The organism is Bacillus sp. BC08 (assembly GCF_054326875.1).
On the sequence record NZ_JBTGPA010000035.1, the window covers coordinates 749268 to 766570 of the forward strand.

A 17303-nucleotide genomic window follows, 5' to 3' on the forward strand; every position below is an offset into this window, starting at 1 on the left:
AATTGTTTAACATGTAAAGAAAAAATACGACTCATCCTTACAAGGAGTGAGTCGTATTTTTATTATGAGCAATTACGTGGTTAACAGCATCTTTAACTGTATTTACTACATAGTGAGCGTGTTCTTTTACTGCTTCATCTGCTTGAGACATAGCAAAACTGTGAGGAGTTAAAGAAAACATTGGGATATCATTATAAGAATCCCCTATGCAAGCAACTTCATCTGGTTGTATTTGAAACTCTTTTAATAAAACAGAAATAGCTGCCCCTTTACTAATATTAGGTGGCATTACATCTAAACATTGTTCTGCTGAAATGAATGTACTAACTTTTCCTTGGAATTTTTCATCAATTTTTTTCTGAAGGAGTTGTAAGCTTTCCTTTGTTCCACCGACAGAGATTTTATTTGGGAAAATCGTATCATCAATTTTCTGTAATAGATGCGGTTCTTCAACAGAAGTCATCGTGACTTGTTGTTCGAGCTCATGAATAAACGGTGTTTTCTCTTCAATGTAATAATTATGCTCATCACTTACATAACGAAAATAAGGATCTTCATTTGTCATTGCTAACAGATCAGGTAAAATACTCGAATCGAATGTTGCGGATAATAGTTGCTCGTTTTCATGTGTGTACACGAAAACACCATTTACACTAATGCGATGGAAATTTGAATTTACAGCTTTCATTAAGTCTGCAATTTCATTATCAAGTCGGCCAGAAGCGAAACAAAGAATAACATTTTGCTCAGCAAGACTACGAAGTGCTACAAGATCTTGTTCGTCAATTAATCCTCCGTGTTGCATCATTGTACCATCGATATCACTTACAAACATTTTAATCATGTTGTTATCCCCTTTCTATGTACAGCTGCTCTTACATTATACGCATCATATATAAACATGTCTAAAAAATGAATTTTTATGAAATGGTAGATGTTTTACATTGACGACAAAGAAGAATGTTCTGTAACATAAAAGTAGGCTATTTAAGTACGAGGGTGGTGTTATATGAGTAATTATCTAGAAATTAAAAAAGTTTTAAATAATAATGTCATCATTGCTAGCCATCCTGAACACGAGGAAGTAGTAGTGATTGGTAAAGGAATTGGATTTGGGAAAAAAGCGAAAGACGTATTGGAGCAAGAACAAATTGAGAAAATGTTTGTTTTAAAAAATGAACGTGATCGTGAACAATACAAACTGTTAGTGCCGCATGTGAGTGAAAAATTAATTGAATTAATGAATGATATTATGTTCTACATTCAAGAAAAAGCAAAATCACCATTGAACGAACATATTCATATCGCTTTAACAGATCATATTTCTTTTGCAATTAAGAGATTAAAACAAGGACTTACAATTGATAATCCTTTTTTAGTTGAAACGAAAATGCTCTATCCAGAGGAATATGAAATTGCTGAAGGTGTTGTAGACCTTTTAAATTCTCGTTTGCAAATTATATTGCCAGAAGGAGAAATCGGTTTTATTGCACTCCATATTTACAGTTCACTTACAAATTCAGATTTATCTTCAGTTAATCAAAACTCCCGTCTCATTGCACAGCTTGTATCTTTAATTGAGACAAACTTACAAATTACATTAGACCAAGAAAGTATCCACTACTTACGCCTTATCCGTCATTTGCAATATGCTATTGAACGGGTGAAAAAAGGGGAGAAAGTAGAAGAATCACAAAGCTTTGCTGATTTATTAAAGGCGGAATATCCCGTCTGTTATAATTTAGCTTGGAAGCTAGTTAAGGTCATGCAAAAAGAATTGCAACTTCCTGTGTATGAAGCAGAGAGCATATATTTAACGATGCACCTGCAGCGCTTAGTGAAAGCAGAGCATGTGTAAAAAGACATATATTTTTGTCTAAAATGAAAACGTTAAAAAAAATCATTGAATCGCTTACAATAGTTATGTATAATAACTAATGCAAAGTTATACAAATTTCGACAAACACATTAAGGTAAGTAACGAAAACGTTTGCCTTAATTATAGTGAACTTATAAGTAAACCTATTTTTGACACGTGTTACTGATTCGATCAGGCATGAGTGGAGAAAAGTAAGGAATGTAAGCTTGAGAAAGGGATATACTACCCTTTGTATAGCTATCGTTCTATCTTTTTTTCCTCATGTCTTTTTGGCGTTTGTCGGAAGGTATCAATATAGATAAGAGAGGAAGGGTTTCCATGTTTAAGAAGATCTTTGGTGTTCTTCAAAAAGTCGGAAAAGCGTTAATGCTTCCAGTAGCGATTTTACCGGCAGCAGGTATTTTACTTGGATTTGGTAATGCATTTCAAAATCCACAGTTAACAAATGTTATTCCTGCTTTAAAAGCAGATTGGTTCGTAATGGTAGCAAAAATTATGGAACAATCTGGTGATATTATTTTCGCTAACCTTGCATTATTATTCGCAGTTGGGGTAGCAATTGGTTTAGCTGGTGGAGACGGAGTAGCTGGATTAGCAGCATTCGTCGGCTACTTAATTATGAACAAAACAATGAGTGTGTTCTTAGAAGTAGATAAGTTAGTGAAAGTAACAAGTTCTGGAGCAGATCCAGTAAAAATTGGATTTACTGATCCAGCATATGCAAACGTATTAGGAATTCCAACGCTACAAACGGGAGTGTTTGGTGGTATTATCGTCGGTATAGTAGCGGCATATTGCTATAATAAATACTTCAACATTGAATTACCATCATACTTAGGTTTCTTCGCAGGTAAGCGTTTCGTACCGATCGCAACTGCAACATTCTCTTTAGTAGTAGGTATAATCATGTGTTTCATTTGGCCATACATTCAAGGTGGCTTAAATACGTTCTCACATCAAATGATTGATGCAAATAGAACATTAGCAGCATTCATATTCGGTTTAATTGAACGTTCATTAATTCCATTTGGATTACATCACATTTTCTATTCACCGTTCTGGTTCGAATTCGGTCAGTATACAAATGCAGCTGGCGAATTAATCCGTGGTGACCAAAAAATCTTTATGGCACAATTAAAAGACGGTGTAGAATTAACAGCAGGTACATTTACAACTGGTAAGTATCCGTTCATGATGTTCGGTCTTCCAGCAGCAGCATTAGCAATGTACCATGAAGCACGTCCTGAAAATAAAAAATTAGCAGCTGGTATTTTAGGCTCTGCTGCATTAACATCTTTCTTAACAGGTATTACAGAACCACTTGAATTTTCATTCTTATTCGTAGCACCAGTACTATTCGGAATTCATGCAGTATTCGCTGGTCTATCATTTATGACAATGCAAATTTTAGGTGTTAAAATTGGTATGACATTCTCTGGTGGTTTAATCGACTTTATGTTATTCGGTGTACTACCAGGCCGTACAGCATGGTGGTGGGTAATTATTGTTGGTCTTGTACTAGCAGTTATTTACTACTTCGGATTCCGCTTTGCAATCCGTAAATGGGATTTAAAAACACCTGGTCGTGAAGTAGCAAATGCGAATGACGGCGCAGGTAAAACAGAAGCAGGAGAACTTCCACGTGAAGTATTAGTAGCACTTGGTGGTAAAGAAAACATTGCTTCTTTAGACGCTTGTATTACTCGTTTACGTGTTCAAGTTAATGAACAAAAGAATGTAAACAAAGATCGCTTAAAAGAGCTTGGAGCAGCTGGTGTACTTGAAGTTGGAAATAACATTCAAGCTATTTTTGGACCGAAATCTGACACATTAAAATCACAAATTCATGATATTATGTCAGGTCGTACACCTCATGTTGAAAAAGAAGAGCCTGTAAAGGTAGAAGAAACTCCTAAACAAGTTGATGAAAACGAAACAATCGTATCACCAATTGAAGGGAAAATCTTACCGATTACAGAAGTACCTGATCAAGTATTCTCAGGAAAAATGATGGGAGACGGATTTGCAATCGAGCCAACAGAAGGAACAGTAGTTTCTCCAGTTAACGGTGAGATCGTCAACGTATTCCCTACAAAGCATGCGATTGGTATTCAATCTGAAGGTGGAAAAGAAATTTTAATCCACTTCGGTATTGATACTGTAAAATTAAATGGTGAAGGTTTTGAAGCACTTGTAGCACAAGGCGACCAAGTGAAACAAGGACAACCATTATTAAAAGTAGATCTTGCATTTGTAAAAGAAAATGCACCATCTATCATTACACCAATTGTCTTTACGAATTTACAACAAGGACAACAAGTCGAATTGAAAAAAGATGGAAATGTTAAGAAGGGCGAAAACGCTATTATTGACATTCAGTAGGAATTTGACGCAAAATGTTTATAATTATAATAGGCGATGTGGTTGACCGAACATCGCCTATTATATACAATAGATGATGTAGTACTCACGTCTATACAACTAAAAAAATACTGTAATTTAAAGGAGATAAATTATCATGGAAAAAATCTTTAAAGTAACTAGCGACTCAGGAATTCATGCTCGTCCAGCAACACTACTTGTAAACACTGCAAGCAAATTTGGTTCTGACATTAACTTAGAGTATAACGGAAAAAACGTTAACTTAAAATCAATCATGGGCGTTATGTCTTTAGGCATTCAACAAAACGCAGAAATTAAAATCACTGCAAATGGTGATGATGCAGCTCAAGCACTAGCAGCTATCGAAGAAACTATGAAAAACGAAGGATTAGGAGAATAATGACTCTTAACATTCAAGGGATCGCTGCATCAAGTGGGATTGCTATTGCAAAGGCTTTCAGACTTGAGAATCCTGAATTTAACATCGAAAAGAAATCAATTACAAACGAAGCTGCAGAAATTGCACGCTTAGACGCTGCGCTTGAGAAAGCAAAAACTGAATTAGAAGCTATTAAAGATCACGCTTTTGCTGAGCTAGGTGCTGACAAAGCTGCGATCTTTGAAGCACATTTATTAGTGTTAAATGATCCAGAACTAGTAAATCCAGTAAAAGATAAAGTAAATAGCGAAAAAGTAAATGCTGAATTTGCAATGGATGAAGTTGCATCAATGTTTATTTCTATGTTTGAAAACATGGATAACGAATATATGAAAGAACGTGCTGCGGACATTCGTGACGTAACAAAGCGTGTTCTTGCACATTTACTAGGTATTAACTTCTCAAATCCAGGTACAATTTCTGAAGAAGTAATCATCATTGCTGAAGATTTAACACCATCTGATACAGCTCAGTTAAACCGTAAGTATGCAAAAGGTTTTACAACTGATATCGGCGGACGTACATCTCACTCTGCAATTATGGCTCGCTCTATGGAAATTCCAGCTGTTGTTGGTACGAAAGTTGTTATGGAGAAAATCCAAAACGGCGATATCGTAATCATCGATGGTTTAGATGGAGAAGTAATTGTAAATCCATCAGAAGAAACTCTTCGCTCGTTTGAAGAAAAGAAAGCGAAATTTGAAGAGCAAAAAGCTGAATGGGCAAAATTAAAAGACCAAGCTACTGTAACAAGTGATGGACATCACGTTGAGCTTGTTGCAAATATCGGAACACCAAATGATGTACAAGGTATTATCGATAATGGCGGAGAAGGCGTTGGTTTATACCGTACAGAATTCTTATACATGGGCCGTGACAATCTTCCAACAGAAGAAGAGCAGTTCGAAGCGTATAAAGCAGTTCTTGAAGGTGTAAAAGAAGGTCAACCTGTTGTTGTTCGTACACTTGACATCGGTGGAGATAAAGAGCTTCCATACTTACATTTACCAAAAGAAATGAACCCATTCTTAGGATACCGTGCAATTCGCTTATGTCTTGATGAGCAAGATGTGTTCCGTACACAACTTCGTGCATTACTTCGTGCTAGCGTATACGGTAACTTAAAAATTATGTTCCCAATGATTGCAACTCTTGATGAGTTCCGTCAAGCGAAAGCAATCTTATTAGAAGAGAAAGCGAAACTTGTAGAAGCGGGTACAACTGTTTCTGATTCTATTGAAGTGGGTATGATGGTTGAAATCCCAGCTTCAGCAGTATTAGCAGATCAATTCGCAAAAGAAGTTGATTTCTTCTCTATCGGAACAAATGACTTAATCCAATACACAATGGCTGCAGACCGTATGAACGAACAAGTAGCTTACTTATACCAACCGTATAACCCATCTATTTTACGTCTTGTAAAAATGGTTATCGATGCGGCTCATAAAGAAGGAAAATGGGCTGGTATGTGTGGTGAGATGGCGGGAGATTCACTTGCTATCCCATTATTATTAGGATTAGGTTTAGATGAGTTCAGTATGAGTGCAACATCTATTCTTCCTGCAAGAACACAACTAAGCAAGTTGTCAAAAGCAGAAATGGAAACATTAGCAGAAAAAGCATTAATGATGTCAACTGCTGAAGAAGTTGTTGAACTAGTTAAAAGCATATAAGTAATAAAAAAACCTGAGTCGATTTGAAATCGGTCTCAGGTTTTTTCTATGAGAAAAGTAACTCTTATTTTCTTACTACAGAGGATAAGGAACAGAATTAGATAGCGATTGCAACGATATCAGTTGGGCATACACGTAAAATGCCAGTAAAGCTGTTGTGTTGACGGTTCTTATCATCTTTGTTGTCGTCTTTATTATCTTTGTCATTGTTATTACGAGCTAAAGCAGAGAAAAGAGCAACACCGTTAGCGAAACCTTCAAAAATTACATTATTGAAAGTGCCGTTACCTCTAATGCTTAACAGAGAAAGCTCTGTTCCAACTGAAATGCTAGCAAGTACGTTACATACAGCTGGTTGTTGTGGTCTAACTACTTCTTTCTCTTTCTCTTTCTCATGATGTCTGCACTCTCTTTCATGATGATGACAGTCTCTAAAGTTATCACAGCATCCAAATGATCCAAACATAATCCTCATCACCCCCTTCACACTTATAATCTATGTAAGTTCGGTAGTGAGTGACTGGACAGAGAGTGGAATTTTTTCTAGGGGATTTTCTCATTTTAAATGACTAGCTGGGTGTTTATTACGGGATGATGTTTAAAATAGGATAGATATCACAAAAAAGTGTAAGGACCACCGAAACGAATGAAATAGGTAGCCTTTACACTTTTTTGCTTTTATATAAAACGATGATATATACAGGAAGAGCTAGTAGTAGTGGTACGATGGATCGTGCAGTATGTTTTTCTGATTCTAATTGGAACGCTTCTTCTTTTGGAAATTGTAATACTGAAATGTTTGCAGCATCTCCAATAAAATATAGAAGCAGTACAGTTACTATGTAACATAAAAGTGCAATAAAGCTTCCGTATGAACTCAATGAAAATCCCTCTCTTGTTATCTATTTGTTATTATTGTATCATAATTGTAACAAAAATACACGGTTATATTTCGATACTTTAACAAAATTCGACATGAAACGCCATTTATGTATATGAAAATAGCATAAAATTTACTGTTTTTTTATGTGTAGATGTCGAATCATACATTGTAATATTACGGATGTGTGACAAAATAAAAAAGAAACGAAGGTAATAAAATTACCTTCGTTTCTTTTTTATTCGTATGAAAGTGCAGTAAAACCCTCACATTGATTCCAGTTTCACTTTATTATTTTGCCCATTCACTCACTTGCTCTACGCTCATTCGTGGTGCAGGGTGGCCTTTTAAAGTTGATTCACCAATTGTAATAAGCATAATTGGTACGTAGCGAGATGAAACATTGAATTCTTCTGTAAGTGCTTGTGGATTGAAACCACCAATAGCACAAGTATCCCAACCAGTTGCTTTAGCTGCAAGCATAAGCTGCATTGCTGCTAAAGATGCATTTGAAAAGGCTGCATCTCTTGGGAATTGTTCACGAGCATAGGCAGATTCAATATTTTTAGCTAAGCGCTCTTTTGCTTCCTCTTTCATAAATCCTTGTTCTACAATTGGACCATAAACTTGTTCAACATTTTTATAAGCTTCTAAATCACCTAAAATAGCGACTACAGCAGAAGCATCAAGAATTTGTTGTTGGTTATAAGCAATTGGATGTAATCGTTTCTGTACATCTTCACCTTGGAATACAAGGAATTTCCAGTGCTGCAAGTTCCAAGCAGAAGGTGCTTGAGCAGCTCCTTTTAAAATATCGTGTAACTCTGTAGATGAAATTTCTTTCTCTGGGTTGTATGCACGTGTAGATGTGCGTTCATATAGGACGTTAAAAAAGTTATCGTTTGTCATTATATATCCTCCAAATTACATATCAAACAATGAAAAAATATATGTAAAATATTCTACTTATATTTTGTAAGTTATCGAATTTAAGAATATAATATCTTTATTTTAATTGTCAAGTTTTAAAGCGGAAGCTAGGGCATTCATACAAACGATACAATTCCTATAATCATACACTAAAAAAGGAATTTATAGAGTGAAAAAGTGAAGATAACATTCTCAATTAGCTTGTTAACATGTATTCCTCACTCATTAAAGTTTTTAGAGAACAGCCTTTTATAAAATGTTTGTGAGGAATTCAGTAGAACAAGATATATGAAGTGAGTGAAGACTAGTGATGAACATACTACATTTTTTATTAGAGAATACGGTTTTCCAAAATGTATTACAAGATCTTCAGTTAAATGTCCTTTATATAGAAAATGGATGCACACATCAACAAACGATAGAAAATATCCATCCAAAATGTATGTTTATAGCAAATAGTTTTGAAGAAGGAGAATTATTGTTTCAGAGGACTAAACCACATATTGTAATTATGTATGTAACAGATTTTTCTCAAATAAAATATATAAAGAATATGTATAATCCACAGAGTACATTTATTGTCATTTGGGATCAACAGATAACAAGCGAGTTTGCAGAGGTGCTTACGTTAGGAATACGTAATATTGTGATAGCCCCTGTGACTCCACAAATGGTGTTAGAGGAAGTGAATAAGAGTTTGTATCAGCTTTCTTTAGTACGGCAAGTAAGTTTGCAACAAGAACTACTTCAAACGATGTTTGATTTTCAAAATGATCTATTATTTATAGTAGAAGACGATGAGATTGTTGATTGTAATACAAACTTTTTAGAGTTTTTTGGATATGAAAATTTGTTTGCCTATCGTGAGCAACATTTAGTATTTGCTGAACATTTTATTAGAGAAAATGGATACTATTCAACAACCCATGATATAACATGGTTAGATGATACATTATCATATGATAGAAGAATTAAGATGTCCAATTATGAAGGAGAAGTGTCGACTTTTTTATTGCGTGCGACACCACTGCCAGAAGATTTATCAAGGTTTATTGTGAAGTGCACAGAGATTACAGAATTAGATGAAATCTATCAAGAACAAGAAAGGCTTGCGATGATAGATTCGTTAACAGAGATTTATAATCGTTTGAAGTTCCAACAAATACTAGAGGCAGAATGGGATAATGCAATGCGTAACGATGAAAAAATAGCGCTTATTTTATTTGATATAGATAATTTTAAAACAGTAAATGACACGTATGGTCATGATTTTGGTGATTTAGCGTTAATTCAGCTTGCAGAGCTTATGAAATCTAAAGTGGAGCAGCAACATGTATTTGCAAGGTGGGGAGGAGAAGAATTTATTATATTAGTAACGAATACAGTAGAAAAAGAGGCATTTCAGGTTGCGGAATCATTGCGATTTTTTATTGAAACAAAGCATTTCTCAGGAATTTCGAAATTAACAGCTAGCTTTGGAGTTGCATTATATGAACAAGGGATTACAAGAGAAGAATTAATGCAGCGAGCGGATATTGCATTGTATGAAGCGAAAAAAAATGGGAAAAATCAAGTGTGCGTATATAGAAAAGAAAAAAAGTGATTTTTCGCAACAAATTGTTGCGATTTTTTTTTATTGTTCGATAATAGAATGTGGGGGGGATTTTGGACGAAGGAATTATGGAGGAACAACATGATAAAAAAAATAATGACGATGGCTTTGCTGTCAGCTGTAGTTTGTGGTGGAGTATACTATTTTCTCTATAATCCCAATATAAAGGAAAGCACTGTATTAACAACTAAGGTGAATCCTACTATTGAATCAGAAGTACAAGAGAATATAGAAGAAAAAGAAGAACAACAAATTGATTATGCTAGTATATCTCAAAAATTAGATCAATATTTAATAGGAAAGCAATTTAATGGAACAGTTTTAGTGACAGATAAAGAGCATGTTATATTGAATAAAGGATACGGGTATGCTGATGTTCAAAATAAGATAGAAAATACGCCTCAAACTAAATATCGTATCGGTTCTATTACGAAAACAGTTGTGGCCACATCTATTTTACAGCTACAGGAACAAGGGAAGCTAAATATTCAAGACAATGTAAATAAATATATTCCCTCTTTTCCGGTAGATAAAAATATCACCTTATATCATTTGTTAACACACACATCAGGTTTACCAGAAAGCGGAAAAGGGAAAGTGAATGCCGCTTCTCGTATAAATTTAGTAAATTGGATTGCAAGTCAAAAATTAGAATTTCCACCAGGCACAGGTTGGAGATATACAGATTATAATTATATGGTGCTTGCCTAATATTATAGAAAGCATATCAAAAAAACCTTTAGGAGATTACATAAAAGAAAATATATTTACTAAAGCAGAAATGAATGAATCTGGTATGGGAAATATGGCTCAGGGAGATCAGCATTTTGCTAAAGGATATGTAAAGAAAGAGAATGTACTTGAACCTGCACAAAAATTGTTAATGGAGTGGTTATACGGATGCGGTGAGATGTATACGACAGTTGGCGATATGAAGAAATTAGACGAAGCGATTATAAATGGGAAACTTCTTTCTGAACAAAGTATACAAGCGATGTTTTCACCTTCAGCAGAACGAAAATATGCATTTAGTTTTTACATATATCCGGATTATTTTCATAATCATGGTGTACTATCTGGTTGGAACACTTTCAATAATTTTAATAAAGAAAAAGGCACTTTTGTTATTTTATTTTCAAATGTGAAAAATAGTATAGATAATGATTTTAATAATGAGTTTCGAAAGATGGTAAGTGATTTATTAAAACAAAGGGGATGAGAAAATGGAACGTAAAAATGTATCAATAGGTTTCATCGGTATTGGTGTAATGGGAAAAAGTATGGTGCGTCATTTAATGCAAGACGGTTATAAAGTATATGTATATAATAGAACAAAAGCGAAGACAGACTCTTTAGTGAAAGATGGTGCAAATTGGTGTGATACACCGAAAGAGTTAGTAAAGCAAGTTGATGTTGTAATGACTATGGTTGGATATCCACATGATGTAGAAGAAGTATACTTTGGGATAGATGGAATTTTGGAGAATGCAAATGAAGGCATGATGGCAATTGATTTCACGACATCTACACCAACATTGGCAAAACGTATTAATGAAACTGGTAAAAGTAAGAATGTATATACGTTAGATGCACCTGTATCTGGAGGAGATGTTGGTGCGAAAGAAGCAAGACTTGCAATTATGGTCGGTGGCGAGAAAGAAATATATGAAAAATGTTTACCTTTATTTGAAAAGCTAGGAACAAATATTCAGTTGCAAGGGCCAGCTGGAAGTGGACAACATACAAAAATGTGCAATCAAATAGCGATTGCTTCAAATATGATTGGAGTATGTGAAGCTGTTGCTTATGCGAAAAAAGCTGGACTAGATCCAGATAAAGTATTAGAGAGTATTTCAACGGGAGCAGCAGGTAGCTGGTCATTGAGTAATTTAGCTCCTCGAATGTTAAAGGGAGATTTTGAACCAGGGTTTTATGTAAAGCATTTTATGAAAGATATGAAGATTGCTTTAGATGAGGCTGAAAAATTGCAATTACCAGTACCGGGTTTAAGTTTGGCGAAGGAATTGTATGAAGATTTAATGAAAGATGGGGAAGAGAATAGCGGAACACAAGTGTTATACAAAAAATATATAAGGGGGTAAATGAGATGGATCTTCAAAAATTTGATGAGATGATTGATACTGTACAACGAGCAACTTGTATACAAATTAATGAAAAACAAAAAGAAGCTTTTAAACAAAAATATGATTTTGAGCCGAAATTCGAATATGGAAGAGATGAAAATGGGCATTATGTTATTCGAACTTCAAAAAAGATGTTAGAAGAAATGGAATTTTATTTGGCATTGAAATATGATCGAGATGGAGTTGATCTATATATGCAAGCTGAGATTGACGGTATATGTCACGTATCTGTTAGCTATAGTGAAGACGTCTTGCACCTACAAGAATTGTTTCAATTTCTAGAAGAAAATAAATAAAAGTCCTCAGTTGAGGACTTTTATTTATTTTTAAATTTATAATTATAAGCTAGAAGCCCGGCGGCATCGTTCGATTGGGAATGGAATAACTTGTGCGATATGATTAGGACCGAATTGTTTTGCACGAGCATGGCGTACTATATAAAATGCACACAGAATTGAAACAGGAATAGCACCGAATAAGCCAAAAAATAAAGCGCTTACACAAGATGCGACAAAACCTAAAACACCAACTTCCAACTCTTCCATAATAGCTCCTAGAATAACAGGAAGTGCTCCACACGTAACGCCTAGTATAAGTGCGATAAGTAAACTCATGATTATCCCCCTCTGTTTGCGATATTCTTTTCCTTCTTAGTTATTTGTAGTATATCATATGCAAAACAGAATTTTCAGATAAAATTCAAAAAAAGTTCAATAAATGTTCAAAAAATGTTAAAAAATTCGCTAAAAAATAGAAGGGGAGATTGTTTTGGAATAGAAGGACTCATATGTTTGGGAAAATAAAAAATCAGGCTTATTTCAAAAATGAAATAAGCCTGTTCCATAGGAGGATGTATATATGTAGAGTGAATAAAAGGTTGGAAAAGGGGATCCAAGTCCTTCTATTCAACTAACTACCTTAATAGATTGGAACCCAGCCTTCAGTTGTAACAAAAATACGAATAGCTACAACTTGGCGATCATTTTGCAAGGTAAAATAATGTCTTGCATTTTCAGGAACAGATATGAGATCGCCTGGCTCAAGTTCAACGTCAAAGAACTTTCCATCTTTTCCTTCAATGGCAAAGATGCCATGACCACTAACAATAAAGCGAACTTCATCATCAGTATGATGGTGTTCCTTTTGGAAATTAATTAATAATTCGTCAAGGTTAGGTGTGCTATTTGAAAGTGAAATTACATCATGGGCTTTATAACCTCGGCGCGCTGAAACATCAGCAATTTCTTTTGAGAACACAGCTAATATTTCAGCCTTGTTTTCATCTGTTAAAGAGTAATTTTCATTTAAATGAGTAGGAAGTTTAGAAATGTTCCATTTCTCATATAAAACGCCTTCCTCTTGTAGAAATTTATATACTTCCACTTCATTTTCAATGCGAGTATTTACTTCATGAATACGAATTTGCGCCATTAGAAACGCCTCCTTGAATTGATAATAGTTTTATATGAAATTGGAATAAAAACTCATAAGCTTCTAATCTTTTCTTTGCATCAAAGCTATCTCGGCCCCATACGGTAATACCATGGTTACGGATTAATACTGCTCCCGAATCGCCTTGTATATGTTTTCGGAAGTTTTCACCAAGCGTTGGAATATGAGCATGGTTTTCGATAATAGGAATGTTAATTGTTGCGCCTTCTTCCCAAATATCGAGAGCTTTAATAATTTCTTGATTTTGAAGGGTGACTGCATCACTATATAAATTTGTAATGACATTGTTATCAGTTGTATGAACATGAAGTACGCATCCGGCATTCGTATTGTTATAAATATGTGTATGCAATATTGTTTCTGCTGAAGGACGTAACTCAGTCTCTAATACGGGAACCCCTAGATGATCTACTAATAGAAAATCATCTGGAGTAGTTTTTGTTTTATCTTTACCACTTGCTGTAATGAGAAAAGTGAGTGGTTCATGACTAACCTTTATAGAAATATTACCACTCGTTGCAGGAAACCAATTTCGTATTGTTAATTCTTTTTTAATCTCGCTTAAGTCATACCATTGACGAAAAAGTTGTTTCATAATTTCACCTCCAACAAATGTTTTAATGCAGATTGAACATCGTGAAATGTTTCAAAAGGTATATAAGCAATATGATTCTCTTCACATTTTGTAATAAGGTAGTCGCGGGCAAATACTTTATCCGCTTGTTTTGCAGCTTGTAAATCAGTAATGGAATCTCCAATTACAATATGGAAGTCATTCGTATCACTTAATTTGCGGATTAAAGATGATTTACATAATCCGCAATGATTTTGACATTGATGATCACAAGGGTGAGGCCATTTAACGGTAATGAATTCACTTGAAAAGTCTGTTTCATTACAGTAAATTTGCTCTTTTGGAATGATTCCATGTAAGAGTGGATAGACGAAGAAATCCATTCCACCTGATATAACGTAAAAAGAAATGTCATTTTCATTTACAAATTGTATAAATTCATGAAAACCATTACGTATTTCAGCAGTTTCTATTAAAAATTGAATCATATTATCGTGTAGACTAGTAGGTATTAATTGAAATAATTGAGAAACACCTTCTTGAATAGACAGCTCTTGTGATAAAATTCTATTCTTTACTTCTTCGGCTTCTGGTGGTGCAAATTTTTCCATAATGGACATAATGTTATCATTATTTGTAATCGTGCCATCGAAATCACAAAATACTTGAATACTCATAATTTCACCCCATGAGAAGGATTTCCCCATATTTGTAGTGCACTATGCAAATTTATGTCATCTACTTCATGGAGTGGTGTATTTTGCAAAGTAGCATCAATTGCAGTACGGAAAGCTTTCCCGCCGCCTTGCGCCCCATTCGGATGTCCATGTATCCCGCCGCCAGCATTAATAACAACATCTTTACCGAAATCTCGCACAATAAAGGGAACGAAACCAGGGTGAATACCAGCAGACGGAACAGAAAAACTCTTCTTGAAAAATGGATCGTCTTCAGTTAAATATTTTGAGATAGCAAGAGCTTCCTCTTTTTCTAGTGCAACACTTCCGTATGGAGATGGGAATAATGAAAAGTCAGCTCCAGCATAACGTAATAGCTTTCCGAGTAATAATGAAGATGAAACTCCATATAACTTGGATGCTGAGTAAGCGCCACTTACAGCAGGGTGTGCCATAATGGGAACTGGGATTTCATCATCTTCTGCTAGTGATTGTAGTACATCTAGTCCGTAAGCAAATACGTTAAATAATAGAATATCAGCGCCAGCTTGCACTGCACGCTTCGCATTTTCTTTTAAATCAAAAGTTCGTCCTGTTAAATTTACGGCATATAACGTTTTATGCCCGTATGTTTCATATACGGATTGTAAAACTTCTTTTCCAGATGCGATGCGTTTCGTAAGTGGTGTTAATGTATTCTCAAATAATATCTCATCATCTTTTACTATATCTACACCACCACTTGCTTGATCGCGTAATTGCGTTTTTAAATACCCAATATTTCGTCCAATCATCCCTTTAAAAATACTCATTAAAAGAGGACGCTCATGCACTTGTAAAAGGTTTCGAATACCATCTATGCCGAACTTTGGGCCAGAAAAATGTTTTTTTAACTCGTCTGAAAAAGTTAAGTCAATTAATTTCACTTCGCCATCAAGTGATAGCTTTCCGAATGTAGTTGTTAAAATTGCTGGTAAATCTGGACTGAAATTTAATAATGGATATTCGATTTTAATAATCCCGCGTTTTACTTTTTTACGTAAATACGAATTGATATGTTCTTGATCAGCTAATTCCTCAACATGAATGACGTTGCCTTTATGCTGTTTTAATTGTTCTTGCAATAAGTGTGGCAAATGTGTCCAAGAGCCAATTGTTAAACCGAGTGCAATTTGCTCAGCTTTTTTTTCTAAGTTATGTGAATCATCATGGATTAAATATGTCGCTATAATTCCGCTCATTGTTATACCCTCCTAGTTAAATAAAAAAACCTCTCAGCTAAGGAGAGGTTTTTTTACAACCAGCTCCTTATCTGTCAGCGTAATGCTGCGAGAATTAGCACCGTGTCTACAATTGTAGATCGGTTGCCGGGTTTCGTCGGGCTCGTCCCTCCACCTGCTCTTGATAAGAAGTATTTAGAAATGTTTAAATTTTTAAGATAACTGAATTTTGTCAGATATTTTTCATGTTGTCAATTACTTTTTGAAAAAATTTAATTTATCAATTCGCTTAATGGCTTCTCGTAATCTATCTTCTGTATGCAAGAGACCCACGCGGACATAGCCTTCCCCATGTTCACCAAATCCAACACCAGGAGCAACTGCAACGTGTGCTTTTTCTAGTAAAATATCAGAAAATTGCTCAGATGTATAACCTTCTGGTACTGGAAGCCATGCAAAGAATGAGCCGGTTGGAATGTCTACATTCCAACCAATTGAGTGACAAGCTGAAATAAGAGCGTTCCTTCGAGATTCGTAACTATTTACAAGGTCTATTACGCAAGACTGTGAACTTAATAGTGCTTCGCGGGCAGCATCTTGAACTGCACCAAAAATACTAACGTACATATGATCTTGTAATAAGTTAATGGTTTCAATGACACTTTCATTTCCTACTGCAAAAGCGATACGCCACCCAGCCATATTGAAAGTTTTCGATAGAGTATAAATTTCAATTCCTGTATCTTTGGCACCGTCTGCTTGCAAGAAACTAACAGGTTTTTGACCATCAAATCCAATGGCACCGTAAGCAAAATCATGAACAACTAATATGTTATGTTCATTAGCAAAATGAATGGTTTCTTCAAAGAACTCTTTTGATGCAGTAGCACCAGTAGGATTATTTGGATAGTTTAAAAACATTAATTTTGCTTGTTTCGCAATAGAGTCATCAATTTTCGTATAATCTGGTAAAAAATTATTTTCTGCCAGTAGCGGCATTGTTTCAAATTGTGCTTTTGCTAAAGCAACTCCTGATAAATAATCTGGATAGCCTGGATCTGGAACGAGAATAGTATCACCAGGGTTTGTAAAACAAACTGGTAATTCTACTAATCCAGCCTTTCCGCCAAACAAAATAGCAACTTCTGTTTTGGGATTTACTACTACATCATATTCACGTTGATAGAATGTTGCCACGGCTTCTTTTAAACTTTCATGTCCGCGAAATGGCGGATATTTATGATGAATGGTTTTTTCAGCAGCATCTTGTAAAGCTTTTACGATATGCTGCGGTGTTGGTTGATCTGGATTACCTTGACCTAGATTAATAACATCGTGACCAGCTGCTACGACTTTGTTAACTTTTGCAACAAGTGAAGCGAAAAATTGTGTTGGCAATGATGTTACTATCTCAGAAGGTTGAAATAATTTCATACTTTCC

At 35.0% G+C, this 17303-nt stretch carries 17 protein-coding genes, 1 pseudogene and 1 riboswitch; of the genes and pseudogenes, 8 read left to right on the forward strand and 10 right to left on the reverse strand.

Annotation, left to right across the window (positions count from 1 at the left end; genetic code table 11):
- Positions 1 to 37: 37 nt before the first annotated feature.
- Positions 38 to 844, reverse strand: coding sequence for an HAD family hydrolase (locus ACXVYO_RS22110; RefSeq protein WP_458468492.1), 807 nt, complete (start codon positions 842 to 844; stop codon positions 38 to 40).
- 165 nt (positions 845 to 1009) lie between these two features.
- On the opposite strand from ACXVYO_RS22110, the gene glcT reads away from it, so the two are divergent.
- The 4 genes from glcT (at position 1010) to ptsP (ending at position 6373) form a co-directional block, all read left to right on the forward strand.
- Positions 1010 to 1858: a glucose PTS transporter transcription antiterminator GlcT gene (gene glcT / locus ACXVYO_RS22115; RefSeq protein ID WP_071721272.1), complete on the forward strand. Its 849-nt coding sequence runs from the start codon at positions 1010 to 1012 to the stop codon at positions 1856 to 1858.
- Between the two features lie 339 nt (positions 1859 to 2197).
- Positions 2198 to 4261 carry a PTS glucose transporter subunit IIABC gene (gene ptsG / locus ACXVYO_RS22120; protein ID WP_458468493.1) on the forward strand — a complete coding sequence of 688 codons (2064 nt, stop codon included), beginning with the start codon at positions 2198 to 2200 and terminating at the stop codon, positions 4259 to 4261.
- A gap of 136 nt (positions 4262 to 4397) precedes the next feature.
- A complete protein-coding gene (gene ptsH / locus ACXVYO_RS22125) occupies positions 4398 to 4661 on the forward strand; it encodes a phosphocarrier protein HPr (RefSeq protein ID WP_000411080.1) in 264 nt (87 codons plus the stop codon).
- Positions 4661 to 6373 (forward strand): phosphoenolpyruvate--protein phosphotransferase, encoded by a 1713-nt coding sequence (ptsP, locus tag ACXVYO_RS22130; RefSeq protein WP_098834284.1) that lies wholly within the window; start codon positions 4661 to 4663, stop codon positions 6371 to 6373. Before ptsH ends, ptsP begins: the two co-directional genes overlap by 1 nt.
- A 97-nt stretch (positions 6374 to 6470) precedes the next feature.
- On the opposite strand, the gene ACXVYO_RS22135 is transcribed toward ptsP, so the two are convergent.
- The 3 genes from ACXVYO_RS22135 to ACXVYO_RS22145 form a co-directional block, all read right to left on the reverse strand.
- Positions 6471 to 6839, reverse strand: a complete 369-nt coding sequence (locus ACXVYO_RS22135) for a DUF3915 family protein (protein WP_000468011.1) — start codon at positions 6837 to 6839, stop codon at positions 6471 to 6473.
- Between the two features lie 196 nt (positions 6840 to 7035).
- Positions 7036 to 7254, reverse strand: coding sequence for a hypothetical protein (locus ACXVYO_RS22140; protein WP_000100487.1), 219 nt, complete (start codon positions 7252 to 7254; stop codon positions 7036 to 7038).
- A 290-nt stretch (positions 7255 to 7544) separates the two neighbouring features.
- The gene (locus ACXVYO_RS22145; protein WP_458468494.1) at positions 7545 to 8162 is read right to left on the reverse strand and encodes a nitroreductase family protein; all 618 of its coding nucleotides are present in this window, start codon (positions 8160 to 8162) and stop codon (positions 7545 to 7547) included.
- A gap of 331 nt (positions 8163 to 8493) precedes the next feature.
- Here ACXVYO_RS22145 and ACXVYO_RS22150 point away from each other — a divergent pair, with 331 nt between their 5' ends.
- The 4 genes and pseudogenes from ACXVYO_RS22150 to ACXVYO_RS22165 all read left to right on the forward strand — a co-directional run bounded on the left by ACXVYO_RS22150 (position 8494) and on the right by ACXVYO_RS22165 (position 12235).
- Entirely contained in the window at positions 8494 to 9786 is a 1293-nt protein-coding gene (locus ACXVYO_RS22150) for a GGDEF domain-containing protein (RefSeq protein WP_001023199.1), read from the forward strand.
- Positions 9787 to 9876: 90 nt separating this feature from the next.
- Positions 9877 to 11014, forward strand: a pseudogene (locus ACXVYO_RS22155) (serine hydrolase).
- Between the two features lie 4 nt (positions 11015 to 11018).
- On the forward strand, positions 11019 to 11897 hold the full coding sequence (locus ACXVYO_RS22160; protein WP_458468495.1) for an NAD(P)-dependent oxidoreductase: 879 nt from the start codon (positions 11019 to 11021) through the stop codon (positions 11895 to 11897).
- Between the two features lie 5 nt (positions 11898 to 11902).
- On the forward strand, positions 11903 to 12235 hold the full coding sequence (locus tag ACXVYO_RS22165; protein WP_458468496.1) for a DUF3909 family protein: 333 nt from the start codon (positions 11903 to 11905) through the stop codon (positions 12233 to 12235).
- A gap of 42 nt (positions 12236 to 12277) precedes the next feature.
- Here the strand turns inward: ACXVYO_RS22165 and ACXVYO_RS22170 are convergent, their stop codons facing one another.
- From ACXVYO_RS22170 to ACXVYO_RS22195, 6 genes are all read right to left on the reverse strand, one after another.
- The gene (locus ACXVYO_RS22170; RefSeq protein ID WP_000054671.1) at positions 12278 to 12553 is read right to left on the reverse strand and encodes a hypothetical protein; all 276 of its coding nucleotides are present in this window, start codon (positions 12551 to 12553) and stop codon (positions 12278 to 12280) included.
- A 304-nt stretch (positions 12554 to 12857) separates the two neighbouring features.
- Entirely contained in the window at positions 12858 to 13370 is a 513-nt protein-coding gene (locus tag ACXVYO_RS22175) for a 1,2-dihydroxy-3-keto-5-methylthiopentene dioxygenase (RefSeq protein WP_073516344.1), read from the reverse strand.
- Complete coding sequence (locus ACXVYO_RS22180) at positions 13348 to 13986, reverse strand: methylthioribulose 1-phosphate dehydratase (protein WP_098344938.1); 639 nt, start codon at positions 13984 to 13986, stop codon at positions 13348 to 13350. Before ACXVYO_RS22180 ends, ACXVYO_RS22175 begins: the two co-directional genes overlap by 23 nt.
- Positions 13983 to 14642: a 2-hydroxy-3-keto-5-methylthiopentenyl-1-phosphate phosphatase gene (locus tag ACXVYO_RS22185; RefSeq protein WP_458468497.1), complete on the reverse strand. Its 660-nt coding sequence runs from the start codon at positions 14640 to 14642 to the stop codon at positions 13983 to 13985. The genes ACXVYO_RS22180 and ACXVYO_RS22185 overlap by 4 nt, the downstream gene beginning before the upstream one ends.
- The gene (gene mtnW, locus ACXVYO_RS22190; RefSeq protein ID WP_458468498.1) at positions 14639 to 15883 is read right to left on the reverse strand and encodes a 2,3-diketo-5-methylthiopentyl-1-phosphate enolase; all 1245 of its coding nucleotides are present in this window, start codon (positions 15881 to 15883) and stop codon (positions 14639 to 14641) included. The genes ACXVYO_RS22185 and mtnW overlap by 4 nt, the downstream gene beginning before the upstream one ends.
- A 64-nt stretch (positions 15884 to 15947) precedes the next feature.
- Positions 15948 to 16053, reverse strand: a riboswitch (SAM riboswitch).
- Between the two features lie 64 nt (positions 16054 to 16117).
- Positions 16118 to 17296 carry an aminotransferase class I/II-fold pyridoxal phosphate-dependent enzyme gene (locus ACXVYO_RS22195; protein WP_458468499.1) on the reverse strand — a complete coding sequence of 393 codons (1179 nt, stop codon included), beginning with the start codon at positions 17294 to 17296 and terminating at the stop codon, positions 16118 to 16120.
- Positions 17297 to 17303: the final 7 nt, after the last annotated feature.